26 protein-coding genes and 1 other RNA gene are annotated in these 23,347 nt (G+C 38.0%); 10 read left to right on the top strand and 17 right to left on the bottom strand.

Translation table 11 applies throughout. From position 1 onward, the window contains the following. Nucleotides 1-89 precede the first annotated feature (89 nt). On the bottom strand, nt 90-518 hold the full coding sequence (locus KCTC52924_RS01415; RefSeq protein ID WP_251808546.1) for a DUF4268 domain-containing protein: 429 nt from the start codon (nt 516-518) through the stop codon (nt 90-92). Between the two features lie 162 nt (nt 519-680). Beyond that, nucleotides 681-1,352: a ZIP family metal transporter gene (locus KCTC52924_RS01410; RefSeq protein ID WP_251808547.1), complete on the bottom strand. Its 672-nt coding sequence runs from the start codon at nt 1,350-1,352 to the stop codon at nt 681-683. Between the two features lie 89 nt (nt 1,353-1,441). Here KCTC52924_RS01410 and KCTC52924_RS01405 point away from each other — a divergent pair, with 89 nt between their 5' ends. Both KCTC52924_RS01405 and KCTC52924_RS01400 read left to right on the top strand, forming a co-directional pair. Continuing rightward, complete coding sequence (locus KCTC52924_RS01405; RefSeq protein WP_251808548.1) at nt 1,442-2,605, top strand: class I SAM-dependent RNA methyltransferase; 1,164 nt, start codon at nt 1,442-1,444, stop codon at nt 2,603-2,605. Nucleotides 2,606-2,640: 35 nt separating this feature from the next. Next, nucleotides 2,641-2,871: a hypothetical protein gene (locus KCTC52924_RS01400; protein ID WP_370671497.1), complete on the top strand. Its 231-nt coding sequence runs from the start codon at nt 2,641-2,643 to the stop codon at nt 2,869-2,871. Nucleotide 2,872: 1 nt separating this feature from the next. Here the strand turns inward: KCTC52924_RS01400 and KCTC52924_RS01395 are convergent, their stop codons facing one another. Genes KCTC52924_RS01395 through rlmD form a run of 3 tightly spaced genes read right to left on the bottom strand, consistent with a single transcriptional unit; the run spans nt 2,873 to nt 5,635 of the window. Then, nucleotides 2,873-3,682 carry a DUF6048 family protein gene (locus KCTC52924_RS01395; protein WP_251808549.1) on the bottom strand — a complete coding sequence of 270 codons (810 nt, stop codon included), beginning with the start codon at nt 3,680-3,682 and terminating at the stop codon, nt 2,873-2,875. After that, nucleotides 3,663-4,208 carry a DUF6452 family protein gene (locus KCTC52924_RS01390; protein ID WP_251808550.1) on the bottom strand — a complete coding sequence of 182 codons (546 nt, stop codon included), beginning with the start codon at nt 4,206-4,208 and terminating at the stop codon, nt 3,663-3,665. The genes KCTC52924_RS01395 and KCTC52924_RS01390 overlap by 20 nt, the downstream gene beginning before the upstream one ends. Next, nucleotides 4,208-5,635: a 23S rRNA (uracil(1939)-C(5))-methyltransferase RlmD gene (rlmD, locus tag KCTC52924_RS01385; RefSeq protein ID WP_251808788.1), complete on the bottom strand. Its 1,428-nt coding sequence runs from the start codon at nt 5,633-5,635 to the stop codon at nt 4,208-4,210. Before rlmD ends, KCTC52924_RS01390 begins: the two co-directional genes overlap by 1 nt. Nucleotides 5,636-5,967: 332 nt before the next feature. Between rlmD and rocD the strand changes: the two genes are divergently transcribed. Continuing rightward, the gene (gene rocD / locus KCTC52924_RS01380) at nt 5,968-7,212 is read left to right on the top strand and encodes an ornithine--oxo-acid transaminase (protein WP_251808551.1); all 1,245 of its coding nucleotides are present in this window, start codon (nt 5,968-5,970) and stop codon (nt 7,210-7,212) included. A gap of 54 nt (nt 7,213-7,266) precedes the next feature. On the opposite strand, the gene KCTC52924_RS01375 is transcribed toward rocD, so the two are convergent. Genes KCTC52924_RS01375 through KCTC52924_RS01360 form a run of 4 tightly spaced genes read right to left on the bottom strand, consistent with a single transcriptional unit; the run spans nt 7,267 to nt 8,642 of the window. Beyond that, the gene (locus KCTC52924_RS01375; RefSeq protein WP_251808552.1) at nt 7,267-7,644 is read right to left on the bottom strand and encodes a DUF2752 domain-containing protein; all 378 of its coding nucleotides are present in this window, start codon (nt 7,642-7,644) and stop codon (nt 7,267-7,269) included. A gap of 28 nt (nt 7,645-7,672) precedes the next feature. After that, a complete protein-coding gene (locus KCTC52924_RS01370; RefSeq protein ID WP_251808553.1) occupies nt 7,673-7,954 on the bottom strand; it encodes a CD225/dispanin family protein in 282 nt (93 codons plus the stop codon). A 37-nt stretch (nt 7,955-7,991) separates the two neighbouring features. Beyond that, on the bottom strand, nt 7,992-8,330 hold the full coding sequence (locus tag KCTC52924_RS01365) for a CCC motif membrane protein (protein ID WP_251808554.1): 339 nt from the start codon (nt 8,328-8,330) through the stop codon (nt 7,992-7,994). 9 nt (nt 8,331-8,339) lie between these two features. Continuing rightward, the gene (locus KCTC52924_RS01360) at nt 8,340-8,642 is read right to left on the bottom strand and encodes a DUF2752 domain-containing protein (RefSeq protein ID WP_251808555.1); all 303 of its coding nucleotides are present in this window, start codon (nt 8,640-8,642) and stop codon (nt 8,340-8,342) included. Nucleotides 8,643-8,704: 62 nt separating this feature from the next. On the opposite strand from KCTC52924_RS01360, the gene KCTC52924_RS01355 reads away from it, so the two are divergent. Both KCTC52924_RS01355 and KCTC52924_RS01350 read left to right on the top strand, forming a co-directional pair. Next, nucleotides 8,705-8,911: a hypothetical protein gene (locus KCTC52924_RS01355; RefSeq protein WP_251808556.1), complete on the top strand. Its 207-nt coding sequence runs from the start codon at nt 8,705-8,707 to the stop codon at nt 8,909-8,911. Next, a complete protein-coding gene (locus tag KCTC52924_RS01350) occupies nt 8,901-9,443 on the top strand; it encodes a Smr/MutS family protein (RefSeq protein WP_251808557.1) in 543 nt (180 codons plus the stop codon). The genes KCTC52924_RS01355 and KCTC52924_RS01350 overlap by 11 nt, the downstream gene beginning before the upstream one ends. A gap of 24 nt (nt 9,444-9,467) precedes the next feature. On the opposite strand, the gene KCTC52924_RS01345 is transcribed toward KCTC52924_RS01350, so the two are convergent. Continuing rightward, entirely contained in the window at nt 9,468-9,977 is a 510-nt protein-coding gene (locus KCTC52924_RS01345; protein ID WP_251808558.1) for a hypothetical protein, read from the bottom strand. Nucleotides 9,978-10,111: 134 nt separating this feature from the next. Here KCTC52924_RS01345 and KCTC52924_RS01340 point away from each other — a divergent pair, with 134 nt between their 5' ends. Next, entirely contained in the window at nt 10,112-11,260 is a 1,149-nt protein-coding gene (locus KCTC52924_RS01340) for a cysteine desulfurase family protein (RefSeq protein ID WP_251808559.1), read from the top strand. On the opposite strand, the gene KCTC52924_RS01335 is transcribed toward KCTC52924_RS01340, so the two are convergent. Beyond that, the gene (locus KCTC52924_RS01335; protein WP_251808560.1) at nt 11,257-11,910 is read right to left on the bottom strand and encodes a hypothetical protein; all 654 of its coding nucleotides are present in this window, start codon (nt 11,908-11,910) and stop codon (nt 11,257-11,259) included. The genes KCTC52924_RS01340 and KCTC52924_RS01335 overlap by 4 nt on opposite strands. A gap of 299 nt (nt 11,911-12,209) precedes the next feature. Further along, complete coding sequence (locus tag KCTC52924_RS01330) at nt 12,210-13,901, bottom strand: M23 family metallopeptidase (RefSeq protein ID WP_251808561.1); 1,692 nt, start codon at nt 13,899-13,901, stop codon at nt 12,210-12,212. A gap of 195 nt (nt 13,902-14,096) precedes the next feature. Here KCTC52924_RS01330 and KCTC52924_RS01325 point away from each other — a divergent pair, with 195 nt between their 5' ends. The 4 genes from KCTC52924_RS01325 to rny all read left to right on the top strand — a co-directional run bounded on the left by KCTC52924_RS01325 (nt 14,097) and on the right by rny (nt 16,481). Next, complete coding sequence (locus KCTC52924_RS01325) at nt 14,097-14,387, top strand: hypothetical protein (RefSeq protein ID WP_251808789.1); 291 nt, start codon at nt 14,097-14,099, stop codon at nt 14,385-14,387. Between the two features lie 14 nt (nt 14,388-14,401). Then, nucleotides 14,402-14,698 (top strand): cell division protein ZapA, encoded by a 297-nt coding sequence (locus KCTC52924_RS01320; RefSeq protein WP_251808562.1) that lies wholly within the window; start codon nt 14,402-14,404, stop codon nt 14,696-14,698. Nucleotides 14,699-14,752: 54 nt separating this feature from the next. Beyond that, nucleotides 14,753-14,862, top strand: a non-coding RNA gene (gene ssrS / locus KCTC52924_RS01315) — 6S RNA. Between the two features lie 53 nt (nt 14,863-14,915). Next, nucleotides 14,916-16,481 carry a ribonuclease Y gene (gene rny / locus KCTC52924_RS01310; protein WP_251808563.1) on the top strand — a complete coding sequence of 522 codons (1,566 nt, stop codon included), beginning with the start codon at nt 14,916-14,918 and terminating at the stop codon, nt 16,479-16,481. 344 nt (nt 16,482-16,825) lie between these two features. On the opposite strand, the gene KCTC52924_RS01305 is transcribed toward rny, so the two are convergent. The 5 genes from KCTC52924_RS01305 to KCTC52924_RS01285 all read right to left on the bottom strand — a co-directional run bounded on the left by KCTC52924_RS01305 (nt 16,826) and on the right by KCTC52924_RS01285 (nt 23,299). Continuing rightward, nucleotides 16,826-19,042 carry a DUF349 domain-containing protein gene (locus KCTC52924_RS01305; RefSeq protein ID WP_251808564.1) on the bottom strand — a complete coding sequence of 739 codons (2,217 nt, stop codon included), beginning with the start codon at nt 19,040-19,042 and terminating at the stop codon, nt 16,826-16,828. 137 nt (nt 19,043-19,179) lie between these two features. After that, on the bottom strand, nt 19,180-19,947 hold the full coding sequence (locus KCTC52924_RS01300) for a shikimate dehydrogenase (RefSeq protein WP_251808565.1): 768 nt from the start codon (nt 19,945-19,947) through the stop codon (nt 19,180-19,182). Further along, nucleotides 19,919-20,938, bottom strand: a complete 1,020-nt coding sequence (locus KCTC52924_RS01295) for a DUF368 domain-containing protein (RefSeq protein ID WP_251808566.1) — start codon at nt 20,936-20,938, stop codon at nt 19,919-19,921. Before KCTC52924_RS01295 ends, KCTC52924_RS01300 begins: the two co-directional genes overlap by 29 nt. A 14-nt stretch (nt 20,939-20,952) precedes the next feature. After that, nucleotides 20,953-21,870, bottom strand: coding sequence for a DUF368 domain-containing protein (locus KCTC52924_RS01290; protein ID WP_251808567.1), 918 nt, complete (start codon nt 21,868-21,870; stop codon nt 20,953-20,955). A gap of 28 nt (nt 21,871-21,898) precedes the next feature. Next, nucleotides 21,899-23,299, bottom strand: a complete 1,401-nt coding sequence (locus KCTC52924_RS01285; RefSeq protein ID WP_251808568.1) for a tetratricopeptide repeat protein — start codon at nt 23,297-23,299, stop codon at nt 21,899-21,901. Nucleotides 23,300-23,347: the final 48 nt, after the last annotated feature.

The raw sequence follows: 23,347 nt of genomic DNA, 5'->3' as shown, positions 1-23,347 counted from the left end.
TTAGCGGACTAATCTGAACCTAGGGATAATATTTTATACCATTGAAAATATATGATATATTCTTTTTATGGGACATTATGATATAGTCGCTATGGCTTAATGATATCCTCAAACTCCGTATAAAAAGCTTCTATTTTCAACATAGTATCCCTTAAGAACTCCATAGTCTCTTGCCAAGTGTTTTTGTTGTGTATAGAAACATTGGTTTTAGTAACCCATATTCTGGAGATTTCCTTCCCATTTTCAAGGATGATACTATCATTAAAATTGGCATTTGGTAGGTATTCCATAATTAAAATGGAACGAAGGGATTCTAATTTTTCCCATAACTCTATTCGCTTTTCCAAATCCTGATTTTCAACATCTATGGAAACCATGGCCTGTTTCTGGTCAAAGTGGAACTTAAAAGAGAAATCTTTTATAGTGGTTTGATATAAGGTCCATTTCCTGGGAAACGATTTTCCAAATGAAACCCAAAATTCTTGTCGTAGCTGTTTAGATTCTTCCTTGCTGAACATAAAGTGTTAAATTAAAGCTGAAATGACACACAAGGTAATCATGGATTTTTGGTAAATCTAGGCAAAAAATCATCGCATGGCCGTAGCTGATGACTTGTTTTTTAACGATGATAACCCGCAAAAAACGTATTGGATTAGGGGTAACTTAGGCTTAATGTAACACTAGAAAGCATAGGCGATTGCAATCCCAATAATGATGACTAACAATTTGCGTAAGTTAAATTTATGAGCCTCTGAGCTTTCAAATAAGATGACCGTTGAAATATGTAAAAAGACTCCTATTACAAGTGAATTTAGATAAACGGCATAGGTTTCCACGAAGGTGAAATTTGCCGCTATCAGGGTTCCAAGGGGTGTCATCAATGAAAAGAGCCCAATAAATAATATGGAGGGGACCAATTTAATTTTGGAAGCCAAAAGGAATATACTTAAAATGATTGCTATAGGGATCTTATGTACTAAAATCCCGTAAAGAATGTTGTGGTGGTTTTCTATGGGTAGCCCTTCTAATAAGGAGTGTATTGAAAGGCTAACGAATAACATCCATGGAAATTCCTTGTTATCTGGGTCCAAATGTACATGGCCGTGTTCTGCTCCTTTGGAAAAAAACTCTAAGAATATCTGTAATAATATACCTAGCATAATAAAAACGCCAACCATTTTGGAATCGGTATCAGTATATACTTCAGGGAAAAGTTCAAAAACGGTCAATGCCAATAAAAATGCACCGCTAAACGCAAGTAATAATTTAAAGACTTCTTTGTTTTTTGGTTTGGTGATATAAACAAATAGAAAACTCAACATTACCGCTAGTATGGGTAGTAAATAATTCATGGACGATTAATTAGGTGTTGTACTAATTAGGGAAATTGCCTAATGGGGGCTAAAATTAATGTATTTTTGCGGTAATTTTAAAGGTAGGTATGAACAATAATTTTAAAATGGTTGCTAAAACCATGTTTGGATTCGAGGAAATGTTGGCAAAGGAGTTGCGGAACCTCGGTGCCAGCAACGTAGAAGAGGGGATAAGAAGCGTTTCTTTTGAAGGAGATACAGGATTTATGTACAAGGCTAATTTGTGTCTTAGAACCGCTATTAAGATTATAAAACCAATCTACTCTTTTAAAGTTAGGAACGAAGATGACCTTTACAAGAAAATCTACGATATGGATTGGTTTAATTACCTCTCCATTGATACTACATTTGCTATTGATGCCACGGTGAATTCGGAGAATTTCACACATTCCTTATATGTTTCCCAAAAAACTAAAGATGCCATTGTAGATAGGTTTAGGGATACGGATGGCAGTAGGCCAGATGTTGATATTAAATTCCCAGATGTGCGAATCAACATACATATCCAAAATGATCATTGTAACGTATCCTTGGATTCTTCAGGGAGATCCTTGCATCAACGTGGATACAGAACGGCAACTAATATTGCACCTATTAACGAGGTGTTGGCAGCTGGCTTATTGTTATTGAGTGGTTGGGACGGGCAATGCGATTTTCTAGATCCAATGTGCGGTAGCGGTACCTTATTGACCGAAGCGGCCATGATTGCCTGTAATATTCCAGCAAACATAAACAGAAAGGAATTTGCATTCGAAAAATGGCACGATTATGACGAAGCACTTTTTGATAAGATCGTGGAGAGTAGTCTTAATAGAACTAGAGATTTTCATCATAAGATCATTGGGTATGACAAAGCCCCATCCGCAGTTAGAAAGGCCATTGATAACGTTGAAAACGCCAATTTATCTGAATATATCACAATAGAGAGAAAGAATTTTTTCGACACGGAAAAATTCACAGAGAACCATTTGCATATGGTATTTAATCCGCCTTATGGAGAGCGATTGGATATTGAAATGGAAGATTTTTATGCCGATATTGGTAATACCTTAAAAAGAAATTATCCTGGTACCGATGCCTGGTTTATAACCTCTAATTTGGAAGCTTTAAAGTTTGTGGGATTGCGTCCTTCTAGAAAGATAAAAGTTTTTAATAGTCATTTAGAGTCGCGCTTGGTGAAATACGTTATGTATGAAGGGAGCAAGAAGGCTAAATTCAATAAAATGGAGTAGCCTGTAAACATTTTTAAATTAATACCATTCGTATCTTGAAACCAAAACACAAAGCATTTCTTTATAATTTTCTAAGCTTCGCAATTTTATTTGTAGCAGGCAGATTACTACTCGGCATGTTTTTGTCATTAGACACTCTTGTGCTGGCGATAATAGCTGCGGTAGTGGCTAGTATACTGGCACCTAAGTTTGCAGTTGTTAAAACTCAAACCGGGAAAAAATTAATGATGAAATGGATCTTTCTAAAAGGGGTGCGGGAGATATAAATTAATTTAAGGGGGCTTCTTCCGCTGTTTTAGTTTTCTTCTTTTCCTCTTTATTTTTTTTCGCTTTTTTGTACAGGGGCAAGAAGTAGGTCAGGGTGTAGTTATATCCTACCCCAAAATTACTGTCGTCGGTAACCTTGTTGAAGCCGGGTATCCATAAATTGCGAAAACCTTCGGGATCCTTATTAGTAACCAAATAACCTATCCTTACGCTGGCACCCAAGAATATATTGGCAAAAAGTTCTGCCTTGACACCTATGACAGCTTCCAGCCAACTAGCATTTAAGCTGCTGAATTCTTGTGCAACATTAGATCCAATTGGAAAATCGTTTGTGGCATTCGGGTCTGGGTCAATTTGATAGGCTGGATTGGACCAATATCGGTTGGAATCAAATATTTGGTAATTGTTAAGGGTCTGGCTAAAGCTACTAAGGGCATACCTTCCCCCAACGTGGATAATATTGTGCATCCCGTACCAATTACCATAAGTATTGTAATCTGCTCCTAATTTTAGATAGCTTCCGGAGGTAGTAAAATTAAAAAGGTCTTCTTGTTTGGTGTTCTTTTCATTTCCCAACTCTGCCGCCAAATACCAATTATTGGTAAGGCGATAATCTCCTACTATTTCCACGCCGGTATAATCCTCCTTTAGTGTGGATAAAAGGAGTTTACTGAGATCTATACCTACCCTGATTCCATAAGGGTCGGTTCTACTCACCGTATCCTTGGGTTGAAGATCTAGGGGTTTTGTTTGTGAATGCCCCAAAAGAAAACCAAAGAATAAAAAACTACTAATGATATATTTTAACATGGGCTTCGGTTGAATTATCTACCAAGGGGGTTATAAATTCGATGTCCTTTATCCAATTTTCACTTTCCAATTTTAAATCGCTACTTAGATTTTCGTAATTAGCAATATGACCACAGGCTCTGGAAACAAATTTCTCTGTCCTATTGTAATTAAAATACAAGCTATCTATGTCTCCGCCCTCGACCTTTATAGGTTCTCCGTCCGAGTCCTGGGTATCTACATCTGCTGAATTGGCAATAAAATAAAAACCAGTAGTGTTTTCAGTAACTTTTAAGGGTATGGCAATGGAATCCAAATCGGACCGATCAGCAATTCCAATAACTGTAGTGTTCTGACCTATGCCTACTATCCTAAAACTGGGTACTTTTTTTAATTCAGTCCTATTGGCCACATCATAAAACCGCACAACCAATAATGGAGTGCTTCCATCTACACATATATCGTCTTTTTCACAACTTAATACAGTTATGGTGAAAACAACGATAAGGCCCAGAAGGAGCGCGAAGGGCAGTTTAGTGCTGATCATTACGATTGAATCGGGTTTTTGCGTTTTTTCAAAAGTACAACATTTTCCACATGGTGGGTCTGGGGAAACATGTCTACAGGCTGTACCTTGGCAACTTCATAATCATCCTTCATCAGCTCTAGATCCCTTGCCTGTGTGGCACTGTTACAACTTACGTAAACCACTTTTTCTGGGGAAATATTGAGGATTTGTTGCACCACATCCTTATGCATTCCATCCCTTGGGGGGTCTGTGATTATAATATCGGGCTTGCCGTGGGTAGCAATGAAGGTCTCATTGAAAACATTTTTCATGTCCCCGACAAAAAACTCTACATTGGAAATGTTGTTTCTTTCTGCATTTGCTTTTGCATCGGCAATCGCCTCTGGGACGGATTCTATACCAACTACCTTTTTGGAATTTTTTGCTACAAATTGGGCTATAGTACCCGTGCCGGTATAAAGATCGTATACCAACTCTTCTCCCGTGAGAGCAGCAAATTCCCTTGTTATTTTGTATAGTTCAAAGGCTTGGTCCGAGTTGGTTTGGTAAAAAGATTTTGCAGTTATCTTAAACTGAAGACCTTCCATTGCCTCAAATATATGATCTCTTCCTGCATAACAGACAATTTCTTGATCGTAGATGGTATCGTTTTGCTTCGAGTTAACAACGTAAAGTAATGCCGTAATCTCTGGGAATTTGGCGGCGAGATGATCCATTAAAAGCTGACGCTTTTCTTGGTCATTCTCAAAAAATTGGACCAATACCATAATTTCACCAGTAGATGACGTACGTATCATAACTGTTCGTAATAAACCATGCTGATTTCGTGGATTAAAAAATGAAAGGTCATTTTCTATCGCAAATTCTTTAATGGCCAAACGAATGGCATTGGATGGGTCATCCTGTAAATGACATTTTTTAATGTCGAGAATTTTATCCCACATGCCTGGAATATGGAAGCCTAAGGCATTCTTATCTTCGATATCTTTACCAGAATTTATTTCCTCCAAGGTTAACCATCGGCTATCCGAAAAAGAAAATTCCATTTTATTTCTATAGAAATATTGTTTTTTGGAACCTAAAATTGGCAGGGTTTCTGGGAGTTCCAAATGCCCTATCCTACGTAAATTATTTTCCACCTCTTTTTGTTTGTAAAACAACTGGTGTTCATATCCCATATCCTGCCACTTGCATCCGCCACAAACCCCAAAATGCTCACATACGGGGGTTGTTCTTTTTTGGGATAAGCTGTGAAAATGGATCGCTTCACCCTCAAAATAGGCTTTTCTTTTTTTTGTGGTCTGTACGTCTACAACATCACCGGGAACGGTATTGGTAAGGAAAATTACCCTGCCATCAGGAGCTTTGCCTATAGTCTTGCCTTTTGCTCCGGCATCTACCACCTCTACGTTTTCAAAAATCTGTCTTTTATTCTTTCTGCGCATGGCGCAAAAATAGGGGAATTTTTCAGGATTTAATCCCATTTCAGATGAACTTTAAGTAATTTTGGGAAGATTGCATTTTTATTAATAATTACTCCTAATTGCCAAGAATATTTGATGCTGCATTTCGCAGTAGATTGCGGAAGTTATTTTAAAATGGCAATTTAGTTCAATTTGGATGTTGTTTTGACAGTATTCTACCTGTAAAACTCTCTTTTTATCAGAAAGAATGGTAATGTGGAAATTTAATATTTTGTAATTTAGCAGCACTACGAAGGATGATTTCTCTCCCCAAGAAGGAATTGCTATAGTTTTATTTAAAAATTTATAAATTCATGTCAGTATTGGAAAAGTTATCTTCTAGCGATGCAATAGCATTGGAAGAAAAGTATGGAGCACATAACTACCATCCGTTGCCTGTAGTTTTAAGCAGGGGAGAGGGAGTGTATGTATGGGATGTTGAAGGAAAGAAGTATTATGATTTCTTGTCGGCCTATTCTGCTGTAAACCAAGGGCATTGCCATCCTAAAATTGTAAATGCCATGACAAGTCAAGCGCAAACATTGACTTTGACCTCTAGGGCGTTTTATAATGATATCCTGGGGAAATTTGAAAAGTATGCTTGTGAAACCTTTGGCTACGATAAGTTGCTGCCTATGAATACGGGGGCAGAAGCGGTTGAGACTGCTTTAAAAATTTGTAGGAAATGGGCCTATGAGAAAAAAGGAGTGGCAGAGAACGAAGCTGAGATAATAGTTTGCGAGAACAATTTTCATGGCCGTACCACCACTATAATCTCCTTTTCCAACGATCCTATAGCGAGGAAAAACTTTGGGCCCTACACCAAGGGATTCATTAAGATTGAATATGATAATTTATCCGTCTTGGAAGAGACGTTGAAGACCAATGATAATGTAGCTGGATTTTTAGTGGAGCCCATTCAAGGGGAAGCGGGAGTTTACGTCCCCTCCGAAGGGTATTTGGCTAAAGCTAAGGCACTCTGTGAAAAATACGATGTTCTCTTTATTGCCGATGAAGTACAGACTGGGATTGGCAGAACGGGAAAGATGTTGGCGGTGGATCATGAGAACGTTAAGGCTGATATCTTAATTTTAGGAAAAGCACTTTCTGGAGGTGCCTACCCTGTATCTTGCGTATTGGCAGATAATGAAATCATGGATGTGATTGGGCCTGGAAACCACGGGAGTACATTTGGAGGTAACCCAGTAGCTGCGGCTGTAGGTATTGCCGCGTTGGAGGTTGTTAAAGAGGAAAAATTGGCGGAAAATGCACAGGTATTGGGTGCACTTTTTAGAGCAGCGCTAAATAAATTTATACCTAGTAGTGCTATAGTGAATGCAGTAAGGGGAAAAGGTCTCTTAAACGCCATTCTGATCAATGATACCGAAAACAGCTCTACTGCTTGGGATATTTGTTTGGCTTTACGAGATAATGGTCTATTGGCAAAACCCACCCATGGGAACATCATTAGATTTGCACCGCCTTTGGTGATGACACGGGAGCAATTGTTGGACTGTGTGGCGATAATTATAAAAACCCTAAACAAGTTCGAAAAATAAAAGGATTAATGTAGTAATTTTTAATAAAGGCCCGCTAATTTTAGTGGGCTTTTTTTATCCGGCAGGAGCAAGGAGGGAAAATGGAAACAAAGGAATGTTTCTAAAAATCGTGAAGAGCACCACGATCAAAAAAACAATTACCGGTGTTTTGGGGTGATAGACAATATCAGGATATTTTTTGCTATTCTTAAAGGGAAAGTATTTTATGGTCCAATGGTAAGCGATCAATAACAAAGCCGGGATGAAAAGGGCATTGTGCCTCATTACACCGGCAATATCCAAGTGTAATAAATTATGAAGTGCCCTTTGGCTGCCACATCCCGTACAGTAATATCCGGTAATATGGTAGAAAGGACATTTTAGGAAATATGGAGAACTACTGGGGTCCATAAAATAATAAAGGAGTACTATTCCTGTGATTAGTACTCCCAAAAGTATAATTATTGGTTTTTTGTACGTTTTAGAAATCACCACTACTCATTAAGCCACCAATAATGGCGAATCCGAAAATGGCAATATAGATTATCCAGAAAAACACTGCAATCCCGATGCTAACAAGGGCCCATGTTTTTGCATTTTTAGATGCCTTTTCGGCAGCTTCATAATTTTCAAGGGCATAAGCTTCATTTACTTTAGCAGCATGGACTATGCTGACAATGCCAGGGATTATACAGCATAGGACCGTACTAAATATGGCTAGAATCAAATAGTTGTTTGGTTTTGGTCTTTGAATGTTTTCCATTGGTTTGGTTGAATTTATTTTTATATAACGAATAAGATTACTCCATATTTTGTAGGTAGTCTTCCAGTCGCTCTCTCATTAGCTCCTCATTTTGCATGGAGTCCCAGCCGATGATAGAAATTATCCAAATGAAAAATATAACTACCAGAATATTTAATACAATACCTATAATGGATAAGGTTTTTCCCAGCTTCACATTGTTGTACCCTTCATATAATGCCGGATCTAGAGCGTATATATTGGTAGCCTTGTTCGCTAGTACCAAGCCTATTATTCCGAAAATAAGTCCAATAATACCGTAGCAACAGCAGGTTACTATTGAAATTATTCCAAAGACCAATATTAGCGTTGCATTGGGTAGTTTTTGTTGTTCCATAGTTTTAGTTTAATAGATTATTTGTAGCATTTTAAATATATAACTAATGATCATGATACCCGCATTTAGGTACAATAAGTATAACTTTATTTTAAAGCCATTTTTCACTTCAAAAACTAGGCTAAATCCCAAAAAGGCTATCAATAATAAAATGGTGTAAATAGCGGGAAACATTTTAAAGGCCGCTATAAAATCACCCTCAAGAATAAAGGAAATAGATCGTTGTATACCGCAACCTGGACAGTCAATACCAAAAACTTGCCTGTTTAAACAAGGTAGCATGTAGTTCTCCATCTGTGACAGGGGTATCATTATATACCTTTTTTTAAGTGCTAATATAATTGTTTGCGGAAAATTACTATTATTTTTGGGCAATGAAAATAAAACGAACTATTTATTTAGTGCTGGTCATAATAGGAGGGTTAATTGCCGGTTATGGTGATAAGTTTATGGAAGAGGAGTTTGCGTTGATGATTGGTTTTGTATTATTAATGTTCGGACTCTATAAATCTACCCAACTGTGGAGTAGTGTACAATTGGATGAACGGGAACGGAATAAAGAAGATGGCGATGGATTTTAAGAAAGGGGACAAGGTAGAAGCCATAGACGATACCGTAAGCGGAACTATCGTAAGAATTGAGGGTGAGGAAATTACTGTGGAAAGTACCGATGGATTTCTATTAAAATATTCTTACAAGGAATTGCTTTCCATACCCGATGATCAGGAAATATCAGTTTCCAATTTTGAGGTTGCCCAAATTAAAGCCGAAAAGGAGGTTCCCAAGCGGCGTAATCGGCCGGTGTCTAAACCCAAAGAACGCAATGCTCCCAAAATGGAAATAGATCTCCATATAGAAAAGTTAACCACTAAGGCCAAAGGGATGTCCAATTTTGATATAATGAATATTCAGTTGGAAACGGCAAAAAGACAACTGGATTTTGCCATGCGCAAACGAATTCAAAAAGTTGTATTTATCCACGGAGTGGGAGAAGGGGTGCTAAAAGAGGAACTCTATTATTTATTCCGGAAGTACGAGAATGTAAAATATTACGATGCCGATTACCAAAAATACGGGATGGGTGCCACGGAAGTCTATTTTTATCAGAACTAATATTTGTCTGTAATAGGAGCCTTCTTATTTGGTAGTGACCGTACCAAATTCGTTTATTCTCAGATCTGTAATACGTTGATCGTTGCTCTTGTTTACTAGCGATATTTCACTTAATCTTATGGTGTGTTCGTAAGTGGTAGTCTCGCCTTCTATCTTGGCAGTGGTCGTTATTAATACAAATCCGCCTTGAGCTTCAATTTCTTGGGTTACGGTAGGAGTGGTTGGTGGAACTACATCACAAAAGTAATTTTTGCTCAACTTATCTGAAAAGATGCGATACGTGACCTTAGTGTCTCCAGATACTGGATATTGTACCTCCCCATCCGATGCTTCGTTTTTTAAAGTGCCGCTTTTTATTGTAAGAATCAATGCCTCATTGCCCGCTATTTTAAAAAATAGGTCGCTAGAGGTGGTTGGAGCACTTTCGCAAAATTGGATTTCACTATCGTCAAAATTTATCGTTTCAATCTGTAGGTCTCCATCGTCGCAGGAATAAAGGCTTATCAATAAAACGAATAACAAAATATTTTTCATGCTTCAAATTTAATCGAAATTTAAGTTATAAACCTAGACCTCTACCCGTATTTTACAGTAAATTAACTTTATTTCAAGTATTTTTGTACTCCTGTATTTTGGTATGGGAATTTTTATGAATTCAATATTTTTCAATGAAAAGAGTATATTTGGATAGCGCCGCAACAACCCAGGTTAGGCCAGAGGTAATAGTGAAAATGCAGGAAGCCTTGACGAACTGTTATGGGAATCCTTCTTCTTCCCACAGTTTTGGCAGATCCGCAAAAACAGGTATCGAAAAGGCTAGAAAAACGATTGCAAAACAACTTAATGCCCATCCATCCGAAATTATTTTCACCTCTGGTGGTACCGAGGCAGATAATATGGTGCTGCGTTGTGCGGTGAGGGATCTTGGGGTTAAAACCCTAATCACTTCAAAAATAGAGCATCATGCGGTCTTGCATACGGCTTGGGAATTGGAGCAGGAGTATGGGATTAGCCTTCAATATGTGGAATTGGACGAATTTGGTAATCCAGACTTAGGACATTTAGAATCTTTGCTAAAAAAAGACGACCATAAAAAACTGGTTAGTTTAATGCACGTGAACAATGAGATTGGAAACGTGCTGGATATTGATGCTGTAGGGAAGCTTTGTGCGCAATATGAAGCCTTGTTTCATTCCGATACCGTGCAGTCTATTGGTCATTTTTCTTGGGACTTGCAGAAAACACATATTCATTTTCTTACGGCTGCTGCTCATAAATTTCATGGACCAAAAGGAATTGGCTTTGCTTATATCAAAAGAAATTCGGGTCTAAAACCTATGATTTTGGGCGGTTCCCAGGAACGCGGATTTAGGGCGGGGACAGAACCGTTTCACAATATTGTGGGCTTGGAAGAGGCTTTTGTTTTGGCGTATCAAAATCTAGTGGAGGAGAGAGAATATATAAGTAGTCTAAAGCAATACTTTTTGGAGAAATTACAGGCGGCCATTCCAGAGGTGCAATTTAATGGGCATTCTGGTAAAATGGTAAAAAGTACGTATACGTTGGTAAATGTCTGTCTTCCATTTGATCCAGAAAAGGCCCTGATGTTATTGTTTCACTTAGATATCAATGGAATAGCGTGTTCCGCCGGAAGTGCTTGTCAGTCTGGAAGTAATCTTGGTTCGCATGTGCTTATGGAGATACTTTCTGCGGAAAATAGTAAAAAGCCCTCCTTGAGATTCTCATTTTCCAAATACAATACCAAGGAAGAATTGGATTATGTGATCCAAGTATTGCAAGAGTTTGATAAAAACTAGCTCTTTCTTCTATCCCGTGGACGTTCCCGATCATACGGGAACTTCCTTGTGGTCATTTTCATCATTTGTTCTATAAGATCGGTAGTGTTTTTGCCCGATTTTTTATTGATCTGTTTTTCGTATTTCCAAAGTAATTTACCTGTGGATCCATCGCTTATTTTTACCCCTATCCTACCGTAATTGGCATCTCCGTTAATATAGTCCATTAGTCTAAAATCTGTAGAGACCCCTTTAGATAAAAGTACGTTGAGATCTAGACTGCCGCTGATAAGACCATCTACCCCTAAAATTTCGCAGAGCTGTTTTACGGTATAGATGTCTATATTTTCATAGGTTATGTTCTCCTGATTTAATAGAGCGTTGGTGTTCTTGGTGTTTTGAAATTCCACTGAGAATTTCTTTTTTTTCTTTCTTTTGGAAAAATAGGTCTCTAAGGCATTTTGTACCTCGTAGCCCTCTTTTTGTTCCAAGTGTTTCAATTCTATTGCTGAAATTTTGTCTTTGAGTTCCAAATTCGTAATAAAGGGGATAATAGCCAAGGTTTCGTGCTTTTGGCTAAGCTCGTCAAATTTATCGCTCTCGTATATGTTCTTTTGGGCATTTAGGCTGAAACATATTAGGGCAAATAGGAATAGAAACTTATTTTTCATCCGAAGGTTTTATTTTAAAAGTTTTTAATACGATCCCTATTTTGGACAGCCCAATTAAGTATGGAAAGTGAGTTGCTGAAATAGATCTTCATTTTATTTCTTTCCCTCTCCTAAAGGGAAAGCTCATTTTTAGGAATAGAATTTATGCAATTGCAAAAATATGGGAATTTCCTAAACCAATTCCCTAATGATTTCTTAATGTATTCATTTAAAAACGGTGCGCTTTAGAAATTAAAACCCTTGTATGGCTAAAGTTATTTAGTTCCACTTTTAAAAGTTGTCCAAATTTCCTTTAATTTTTATTTTCGATAAAAGGTACTGGTAAATGTGCTGCTGTTGCCTACGTTATCGGTAACGATAACTTTTAAGTCGCACTGTTTCTTATCCAGAATAACATCATCAAAGTTATAGGTTATGGTATTGTCCTTTGGTTCATACTCCATAAGTATCCACTCCCCGTTTAAGGTAGCTGTATACGTGTCTATCCCGCTTAAATTATCGTCTATTCTAAGGCTTAAATAATTATAATTGGTAAGCCACTGCTTGTCCTTAAAATTTTTCGGACGTATCCTAGGGGCTACGGTATCCTTTGCAAGTGTATACGTCCCCAAATTTCGTGTCCTAGATGTAAAGGTATTCCCTCGTTTATAGGTGGATGAATAATTAGGGGTTAGGTTCTTGTCCAATCTGCCTATAAACATCTGACTTCTTTCTTCATTGGAGTATTTTGAAACGTCAAAAGTTATTGTAAAATTCCTATGTACGGGAACTTTGCTATTGTGGATAGTTACCGTATCCTTTCCTTTCTTTAGGTCGATATAGAAATTATCATAGAAGGTATTGGCAGGGAAATATACCTTGGCGCCATCCAGGTCAAAATTATTCGGTTTTTTGGCAATGATGTAAGTATCAGTCTTTTCGTCCTTTCTTGGGATTTTAATTTCTTGAATTTTCCCTTCCACCGGAATAATCAATTTTGTCGTATTTCCCGCCAAATCACTGATGTGAATTTCCACATTGTATGAAAGTCCTTCGGTAATTGCTATTTTTCCGTCGTTGTAAATAGTATTGTAAATGCTCAATAAATTACTGGGGTCTTTATAGCATTTTTGAATCCTTTCTTGATGCGTTGCATAATGGGCATAATCTATAAGCGTATTTATGTATCTCCCTTCGGGAAAGGAAAAGGTTTCAAAAGCATAATCCGTGTATAATTTTCCATTCACAAATTGTTTTATTGAATATGGTCCATTCTTGTTCGCGGCCAGATCCTGTCTATCGTAGGTGTTTATTCCAAATCCTAGGAGTCCGGTAGCGGTTACCTTATCTGCCAAATAGGAACCGTCTGCCTGGCGGTGGTACATTAATTTCACCTTGTCCCGACTTTGGTTTACCTGCGCATCATCTGATAAAGGATAGGCATAGGCGGCAAGCAGGGTGGGGTTTGTGGCATCACGGACCTCTAACCCGTAAAGTAAGGGATTTGTGGGCATCTCCGACGCGCTGCTTCTAATTTCGAAATGGAGATGGGGCCCGGCAGATCCACCTGTATTTCCAGAATAGGCAATAAGCGACCCTTTAAGGAGTGGTAGTTCGGTTATTTCGGGAAATATCTCAACGGCGAACGACTTTTTTTGGTATTGTACTTTCTTTACATAAGCTTCAATTTCTGGAGAAAACTTTTGAAGATGGCCGTAGACCGAAGTATAACCATTGGGATGGGCAATATAAATGGCCTTGCCGTACCCCCATGGTGAAACCTTTATTCTAGTAATCCTTCCGTCACCAATGGAGTACACAGGGATTCCTTCTCTTTGTTGTGTCTTTATATCTACCCCAGCATGAAAATGATTGGATCGTAATTCCCCGAAAGTTCCCGATAAAATTATGGGAATATCCAATGGGGGCCTAAAAACATCCGTAGGATATTCTGCTTGTCCATAACCAAAAAGTGCAAGTAATAAATAAAATCCTAAAATAGTCCCTCTCATAGTATTTCTAAATTGAAGCGAAAGTAATTAATACCTTTCAAAATCAAAAAAAAGTCTTAGTTTTAAATAAGTTACAAGTTGCATAGATAGGGTAGTTACAAGTTGTTGAATTATTACTTTCAGAATAATCGAAAAAAGAATTGCTTAGTAGAGCGAGGTATATTAACTTTGTGTAAAATGCATTGCTATTTGCATATGAGTGAATTGGTTGATATTGTAGATTCTTTAGAGAATAAAATAAGTAAGTTGTTGCACCAGCTAACGCTTTTACAGCAAACGAACCTTAAATTAGAAGAGGAATTGCTTGCTGTTAAGAATGATCACGAAGCAACAACAGCTTCGGTAGTTGAATGGCAGGAGAAATACAATTCACTGAAGTTGGCAAGTACAATGCTGGGCAGTGATACAAATAAAACTGAAGCGAAGCTTAAAATAAATACATTAATAAGGGAATTGGATCATTGTATTGTACAACTTTCGGAATAATGTAAATCGATAATATGGCAGAAAAGCTCAAAATTAAGCTTTCTATAGCAGATAGGGTATATCCGCTAACCATAGACCCCTCACAAGAAGAGGGTCTAAGAAAGGCCGCTAAGAATATAGAGCAGTTGGCAAAGAAATTTGAGCAAAACTATGCTGTACGGGATAAACAGGATGTGTTGGCCATGTGCGCACTACAGTTTGCCTCTAAGATTGAGCAAAAGGGAATAGATGAAATGGATGGTGTGGCGGAAACCGCTGAGCGACTCAAAGCATTAGACCAGTTGATAGATTCCAAGCTAGGGATAAAATAACGTTCTTTAAAATAAATATAGTTACTGCCCACATTGGTAATTAATTTTTGACAAACTCAACACTAATTTGTTTGAAAAGGGTGAGTTTAGATTGTAAAAGCAAGCCTTACTAGTATAAGGATCCTTGATCAGTCTGGTAGCCCTAAACCTGTTTATCGGGGTTTGTACAAATCTTCCGTCAATGTGGGCTTTTTTTTTATTAAATTTTAACATATATATGGAGAGTATAGCAATAATAATGGGTTTGGTTGGACTGGTGATCGGTTTTGCCATTGCAAAGTTTATGGAGAAGGGCAAGGGGTCCAAGATCATTTCCAACGCAAAAAAAGAAGGAGCCAACATCGTTAAGGAGGCTCAAATTGAAGGTGATAATATTAAAAAAGACAAAATTTTCCAGGCCAAAGAAAAGTTTTTGGAGCTTAAGGCCGAACATGAAAAGGTTATAATAAACAAGGATAAAAAGATCTCCGAAGCAGAAAAACGCACAAGAGATAAAGAATCTCAAGTGAGTAGTGAACTTGCTAAGGGGAAGAAAATGAGTGATCAACTGGAAAGCAAGTTGAAAGAAGTCGATTATAAAAGCGAGTTTTTCGACAAGAAACAATCCGAGTTAGAAAAACTTCATAAAAGCCAAGTGCAACAGTTGGAAGTTATTTCTGGATTGTCTGCAGATGATGCGAAATCACAATTGTTGGAATCCCTAAAGGAAACCGCCAAATCCGATGCCATGTCCTTTATACAGAACACTATTGAGGAAGCTAAACTTACGGCGCATCAGGAGGCTAAGAAAATTGTAATAAATACGATACAGCGAATTGGAACTGAAGAGGCCGTTGAAAATTGTGTCTCTGTGTTTAATTTGGAATCCGATGATGTTAAGGGTAGAATTATAGGCCGTGAGGGTAGAAATATTAGGGCTTTGGAAGCGGCAACAGGCGTAGAGATCATTGTAGACGATACCCCAGAGGCTATTATCCTTTCGTGTTTCGATTCCGTTAGAAGGGAAGTTGCCCGACTATCACTTCATAAATTAGTTACCGACGGAAGGATACATCCGGCACGTATTGAGGAGGTCGTGAAAAAGACAGAGAAACAGATAGAGGAAGAGATAGTTGAAATTGGTAAACGTACCGTAATCGATCTTGGAATACATGGACTGCATCCAGAATTGATTAAAGCCGTGGGGAGAATGAAATACAGATCCTCTTATGGTCAGAATCTTTTACAACACTCTAGAGAGGTAGCTAAACTCTGTGGAGTTATGGCGGCCGAACTAGGTTTAAACCCAAAATTGGCAAAACGTGCAGGTCTATTGCACGATATTGGTAAGGTGCCCAACACAGAAGCCGAAGTAGAGACCCCACATGCTATCCTTGGAATGCAATGGGCGGAGAAATTTGGTGAAAAAGAAGATGTTTGCAACGCTATAGGAGCTCACCACGATGAGATTGAGATGAAGACCTTGATCGCTCCTATCGTACAGGTGTGTGATGCTATTAGCGGTGCCAGGCCGGGTGCAAGAAGACAGGTGTTGGATTCCTATATCCAACGTCTAAAAGACTTAGAAGAGATCGCTTTCGGATTTGGTGGGGTGCAAAAAGCATATGCCATCCAAGCGGGGAGAGAACTTAGGGTTATCGTGGAAAGTGAAAGAGTTAGCGATGACAGAGCAGCAGAACTTTCTTTTGAAATTTCTCAAAAAATACAGACCGATATGACCTATCCTGGGCAGGTGAAAGTTACCGTTATCCGGGAAACAAGGGCTGTAAACGTCGCTAAATAGATGATAGCAGGTATCCTTGAAGGAGCAGCTTAAAAGCGTGTAAATCGCTTAATTTAAGACTACATCAAGTCATTCTTAATGTGTGGGTTTCCCCGCATTTAGAGTGACTTTTTTTATTGTGTTTAATACATAGTACAAAGTATTTCCAAGAATGGGAAAGTGTAATGTCTCTAACAAGTTAGAAGAGGTGGTAGGAGGTGTCTAAAATAAAGCAAAACTAGTGGGCTGGTGTATTGCTGCTACCTCATTTAAATATAACACCCCATTTACCGACGGTAAATGGGGTGTTTGTACATAATTGTGCACAGATCCTTGCTTATCGCAATGGACCCGGTTCAACCAAATTAGGCCTCCTCTTCGGTTGCGCTTTGCTCCCCCTCCGATTCTTCGGCTTCCTTGATTAAATTATTTTCTAATATATTCAATTTCTTGAGCTTTGCCTTCCAAGTGGCCAATGAATCTTTGTGGTTATTTATGTTTTTAATAACCTCCTTGACTACAGGGTTGTCCTCGGAAGCATTGGAGAAGAACTGAAGGTTATTCTCCAATTGCCTGATCTCGTTCTTGCTGTCGTCTATTTTTCTTCTTATAAAAGTACGCTCGTTAGAAATAGCATAGTCGTTGTCATTGTTGGCCAACTGCTGAATCTTGTTTCCGTATTTTAGAAGTTCGGCCTCTTGTCGGTTGATGTCCAATTTCTTGAAAATGGCATCCAAAATCTTGTTGAACTTAGCATTAATGCTCTTTTTGTTGTAGGGTACTTTGCCAGATTCCTTCCATTCGGCAATTAATTCCTTAAGGGTGGTCAAATCCTTGTTCTTGTTACCGCTCAATTCAAATTGCTTCAATTTTTCCAAGCAGGCATTCTTAAGGTCAAAATTTTCGGCTTCCTCCTTATGTGCCTCATTTTTTAAGGCGTGGAAACGATCAAAATAATGGTTGCAAGCAGTTTTGAATTCTTTCCAGATTTTATCGGAATATTTTCTAGGTACGTGTCCAATTTTTTTCCATTCATTTTGGATCCTTTTCATTTCTTGGGTCGTGCTATCCCAATCCTCGCTTTCCTTAAGGGATATGGCAAGGTCTAATAAGGCCCTTTTTTTATCTAAATTAACCTGTTGTTCTTTCTTTAGATTTTTATAATAGTTGTTCTTATTCCTATTAAATTCTCGAACAGCATCCTTAAAATTTGCCCAAGTTTGTTCGTTTACCTTTTGTGGGACCTTTCCAGCTTTAAAAAATTGATCTCTGAGTTTTTCTATTTCCCCGATCTGCTGTTGTAGGTCTTTGTGTTTGGTGGCAATATTGGAGACTATATTTTTTATGGATTCGATTATTTGGTTTTTCTTAACCAAATTAACCTCATAATCCTTTTCGAGTTCCTTGTAGTGTTCCTGCCTTCTTTGGTGAAGTTGTTTTGTAGCCTTGCTAAAGCGATCCCATATTTCCTCTCTATTCTCTTTTCCTACAGGCCCAATATCTTCTTTCCAAATCTTGTGAAGGCTTTGTAACTCTTGAAAGGCTGCACTTAAGTCCTCTACCGTTACTAAAACTTCGGCACGTTCTACTATTTTTAATTTTTCTTCATAATTATGCTTAAAGTCAAGGTCCCGAAGCTCCCTGTTTAAATGAAGAAAATCATAAAATATTTCAATATGATGTTGATAGGTTCGCCAAACATCGTTGTAGTTGGTACGTGGTATTGGTCCTGCAATCTTCCATCGTTCCTGAATGTCCTTGAAATTCTTATACGTAGTGTTGATGTCTTCCTCAATATTCACCAACCCTTTTAAATCATTTATGATTTCTAACCTATTGGCTAAATTAGCTTTCAGTCCTTGTTCTAGGTTTTTATAATATGTATTTCTCTTTTCCCTGTAATCTGAATAGACTTCGTTAAATTGTCTTTTGGTTACGGAATTATATCTGAAATCTATTTCGTTACCACCACTACTGATGAACTCTTCCTTTTTTTCGTCAATAAGCTCTTGGAATTTTAAATCGAATTCATATTTAATTCCATCTACATGCTTTTTTATGGCCTGCACCTTTTCATTCCGCACCAAGCGCTGTAGTTCCCCTACCAAGTTTTCCATGGACATGGAATGGTAGTCTGGCATATGGATCTGATGACGTTGTTCATTATCCTTGTCCTCGGCATCCTCTGCATTGGATTCGTCAATTTCCTCCAGTACATCTTCTTCTTTTTCCGTGGAGTCCAACTTAGGACTGCTCTGTGGAGAAGATTTTTCTGTTGCGGAATCTGAATTGTCCTTTATCGCTGAGGGTTGAGTGCTTTCAACATCATCGTTTTTAGGTGATGTTGTCTCCTTTTCTTCTTCTACTTCTATACCTTCACCTACATTGGTTGTGTCATCTTCCGGCTTTGCCGTTAAATTTTGGTCTCCAGAATCTTCATCGCTACCAGATCCCTCATTTTCATGGTCCGAAATAGCGGGTGTTACCTCACTATTAGTCAAATTATTTGAGGTTTCAGTTTTCCCTGGATTTTCCTCTTCACCTACATTATTCTGTAGTTTATCTTCTTTGTCTTCTAACATTTTATGAATGTTTATAGCTATTTGGGCGTAATGTACAATAATATAATTACAACCTATTTATTAACAAAGATAATGAAACTTCTGTTTAGGGCTATTATAACAACACTTTTGAGGGCTGTTATTTAGGAATCAATGGTTTATTGGTCTGTAGCTGATAAATTCCAGATTTCCCAAGCTTTTTCAGCCTGGAATTCTAGCATTTTGGATCCATTGCAGATTCTTGCACCCTGTAGTTCTCCTTCCAGTAAAAATGCCGTTTTTTCGGGATTATAAATAAGATCAAATAATAGGTGTTTGGTCGTAATGTTCTTGTAGGGAATATTAGGTTTGTCCGTTATATTTGGAAAAGTTCCCAAAGGAGTACAATTAATTATGAGGGTATTTTTTTGCAACAATTCCGCATTTAGTTCACTGTAGTTTAATTGGCCCTTTGCTGGATTTCTGGATACAAATACATAGGATATCCTTAATCTTTCAAGAACATAAGATATGGCCTTAGAGGCTCCTCCTGTACCTAAAATCAATGCATTTTTGTGATGTTCCTCTAAGTGTGGGGCAATGGATTTATAAAAACCGTAAGCATCTGTGTTGTAGCCTATAGTTTGGCCTTTCACTATCCTTATGGTGTTTACCGCTCCGATAGCTTTTGCCTCTAAATCTATTTTGGTTAAAAATGGCATTATCTTTTCCTTGTAGGGAATGGTGACATTAAACCCTTTAATATTTTTGTTCTGGCTCATAATATCTGGGAACTGTTCAATGGTGTCCAGATCAAAATTCTCATAGGAATGAGTATGCAAACCTAATCCTGAAAATTTTTCAGTGAAATATCCTTGGGAAAACGAGTAGGAAATATTTCTTCCTATCAATCCATATCTATGCGTCTTTTGCTCTGTTTTTTCCATACCAATCCAAGGCTAATAAAATGAATATTCCAAAAATGATAAAAAAGATGGCCCACCAAGTTTCGCCATCTGTTATATTGGGTAAATACCGTTTGTAATTCTTTATAATGGGATTGTTGTTGGAATCCAAAAGTAATTTCCCCATATGGTCTGTTTTAAATAACGTTTGCTTCCAAGGCCAAACAACTCCCAAAGAGCCACTGATAAAGCCAATTATCACGGCGGTAGTGATGTGTTTGTAGTGCTTAAGAACGTAACTTAGCAGGTGGGAAAGGCTTACCAATCCTACTGCTGAACCGGCGGTGAAAACTCCGAGGATTTTCAAGGTATTCAAACGCTTGCTATTATCTATAAAACCGTAATCACCTTTAAGTATTTCTGAAAAAGTGTCGTACAATGCATTTACGGAATCTACTAATAGCAGCACATAATTCCCTAAAAGTATCAGTATAAATGATCCGGACAGGCCAGGGAGCGTCATTCCGGAAACACTGATAATACCACAGAAAAAGATGAAAATTAAGTTGTCATTTTCCGTGGCGGGATTAAGGAAGCTTATAGATATACCAATCATGAGTCCAATTATACCAGCAGGAATTGTCTTTTTTCCCCAATGGTCGAAATCCTTGGAGATATAGTAAATAGATCCCAAGATCATTCCAAAAAAAGCGGCCCATACGAATAGTTCCTTCCTTGCCAGAAAATAATCAAGAACTTTGGAAACGCTGAAATAACTTACCAACATCCCAAATATAAGCAACGATAAAAACTGCCCGTTGGTATAGCGATAGAAGCTTTTGAACCTCCCGCTCAACAGTAGTTTGAAGGCTTTGGCATTTATTTTTTGTAGGGAGTAGATAAACTCTTCGTAAAACCCACCAACAAAAGCCACAATACCTCCGGAAACACCTGGAACCTTGTTCGCGGCACCCATAAAAAGACCCTTCATCACTAAAAAGAATTTATCCGAAATAGTTCTGTGGTTTTTCATTTAAGGATTGCTATTTACTTTTTAGTGGCCAATTTTTCCAATATAAAAATAAGAGAAAAACCACTGATAGCTAGGAGAATGGCATATATAATTTGTGGGTCGCCATCAAAGGAATAGGGGGAGATATTTTGCTCCTTTAATACAATGAGCTTGTCGCCGAACAGTTTGGATTCCAAAACTTCCTTCCAAGGCCATATCTTGTTTAAGGAGCCTATAATAAACCCAGTCAATAAGGCCAAGGTTATATTTTTGTAGTGGGTAAACATCCATTTTAAAAGCTTGGCAAAACTCAAAAGTCCAAATATAGCGCCTAAGCCAACGGTGAGTACAATTTTTATGTCGCGCTCATGTACCGCATCCAAAATCGTTTTATACGATCCTAATAGTACAAGGATAAAAGCTCCCGAAATACCTGGCAGTATCATGGCACAAATGGCTAGTGCACCAGAAAAAAATAAATAGGGGAGGGAGTCAATATTTTCAGAAGGGGGGAGCGTGGTTACATAATAGGCGATGGCAGCTCCGAAGATCAACATAAGGACTGTGGCCAATGTCCATTTTTTTATTTCTTTTCCTACGAAAAAAATACTAGCGACCACTAGGCCAAAGAAAAAAGACCATAAAGGAATAGGTTGGTTCTCTAGTAGCCAGCTAATGAATTTCGCCAAGGAAAGTATACTAATGGCTATTCCAAGTAAAAGGGATAATAAAAAACTACCGTTCAATTTAATCCAGAACGCCTTAAATCCTTCTCTTCTCCAGATCTTTAAGAGCGATGGATTAACATTGTTGATACTGGTGATCAATTCTTCGTATATACCGGATATAAATGCGATAGTACCTCCTGAAACCCCAGGCACCACGTCTGCGGCGCCCATAGCCATTCCTTTTAAAGTAATGATAAGGTAATTGAAAAGATTGCGATTTTCCATAAATGATAAAACGACAAAAATAGTGTAATTATCTGGAAGCCTTTTTCACATCGTCAATTAAGTTTGTAACCCATTCGGTATTGTAGAATTGAGGAAACTCGTCCTTAAATAAATGTAGTTTTTCTATATCAATTTTTAAAGCGTTGATCAGGCGGTATTGTGCCCTTGGATAATCGCTAATCAATAGGTAATATCCCGCCATTTTATATTGCATCTCGCACCGTAGTGGATAAAATTCATGTCCTTGGAGGAGTATTTCGATGGCAGAATTCACATCTAAATTTTGTACGGCAACGTCGGCCCAATGAAACCAGGTGTCAAATTCGTAATTCCCAAGATCTACCGCTTGTTTGTAGGCGTAGTAGGCCTCATCATTTTGGTTTAACGAAGCGTGTATCCTGGCGCATTTTTTCCAGTATTTGGCATTTTCACCATCAATATTAATGGCCTTATTGATGTAGTGAAGGGCTTTTTCATAATTTTTTTGCCTAAAGTAATACCCAGTAATGGCCAGCCATCCCTTATCTAACATAGGGTCTTCGTGAACGGTGCGATAGTAGTAGGATTTCGCTTGTTCTTCCTCGTTTAATTTCTCGTAACACCTGCCTATCCTAAGGTAGGCATGAGAAGTAGGGTCTTCTATTGCAATTGTAATCTCATAATTCTCAATAGCCTCTGCATACCGGCCTATTTTTTCGAGTACTTTTCCTTTTTCATAATAGGCCCCTATAAAGGTGTCGTCAGAAATGATAGCAAAATCAAAAGCCGCAAGAGCCTCCTGATACATCTTTTTCGGGAAATACATTTTACCCAGTTGATGCCATGCCACTTCGCTATAGGGGTTGCGTTCCAAATAATCGTTTAAATATATAATGGCACCGTCATAATCTTCCAAAAACTCAAAGCAGTAGATAACGTTGTACAGGGAAGAATAATCCTGTTCATCGAACGATACGCACATCATAAAATTCTTTTTGGCCTCGTCAAAATTGTCCATAAACAAATACTCCATTCCCAATAAGGAGTGAATATCAAAACTGTCGTCCGTAAGATTCAGCGCATGGTGCAATAAGGAAACCGCTGCCTCATGATTGTCTTTTTTAGAGTAAATATTGGCCCGTTGAATATAGATTTCCTCGTTACTACTATCAATAATCTGAAGCTCATCGAGCATGACCTCTGCCTGCTCTAGATTGTTTTCAAAAACCATCACCTCTATGGAAAGCAATTTCAGCTCCACATTATCGGGGTGTTGTTGCAAGCCTATTTTTATGGCCTTTTTGGCCAAAGCTATCTTTCCATTGTTTAAATAGTGGTGAATAATATCCTGAAAGTCCTCTGCATCAAAGAAGTAGATGTCATCAGTCTTCAGCATGGATTCAAACTTAGCAATGGGATGCCCTGATCTTTCGTTTGGTTCTAACGCCATAGGAACTTCTCGTTATTCATTTGGAACTAAAATAGTCTTTACACTACT

Origin of the sequence: Arenibacter antarcticus, from assembly GCF_041320605.1 — a bacterium.
Classification (GTDB): domain Bacteria; phylum Bacteroidota; class Bacteroidia; order Flavobacteriales; family Flavobacteriaceae; genus Arenibacter; species Arenibacter antarcticus.
Note: the sequence above shows the minus strand (reverse complement) of the source record. Positions and strands in the feature narration are given on the sequence as shown.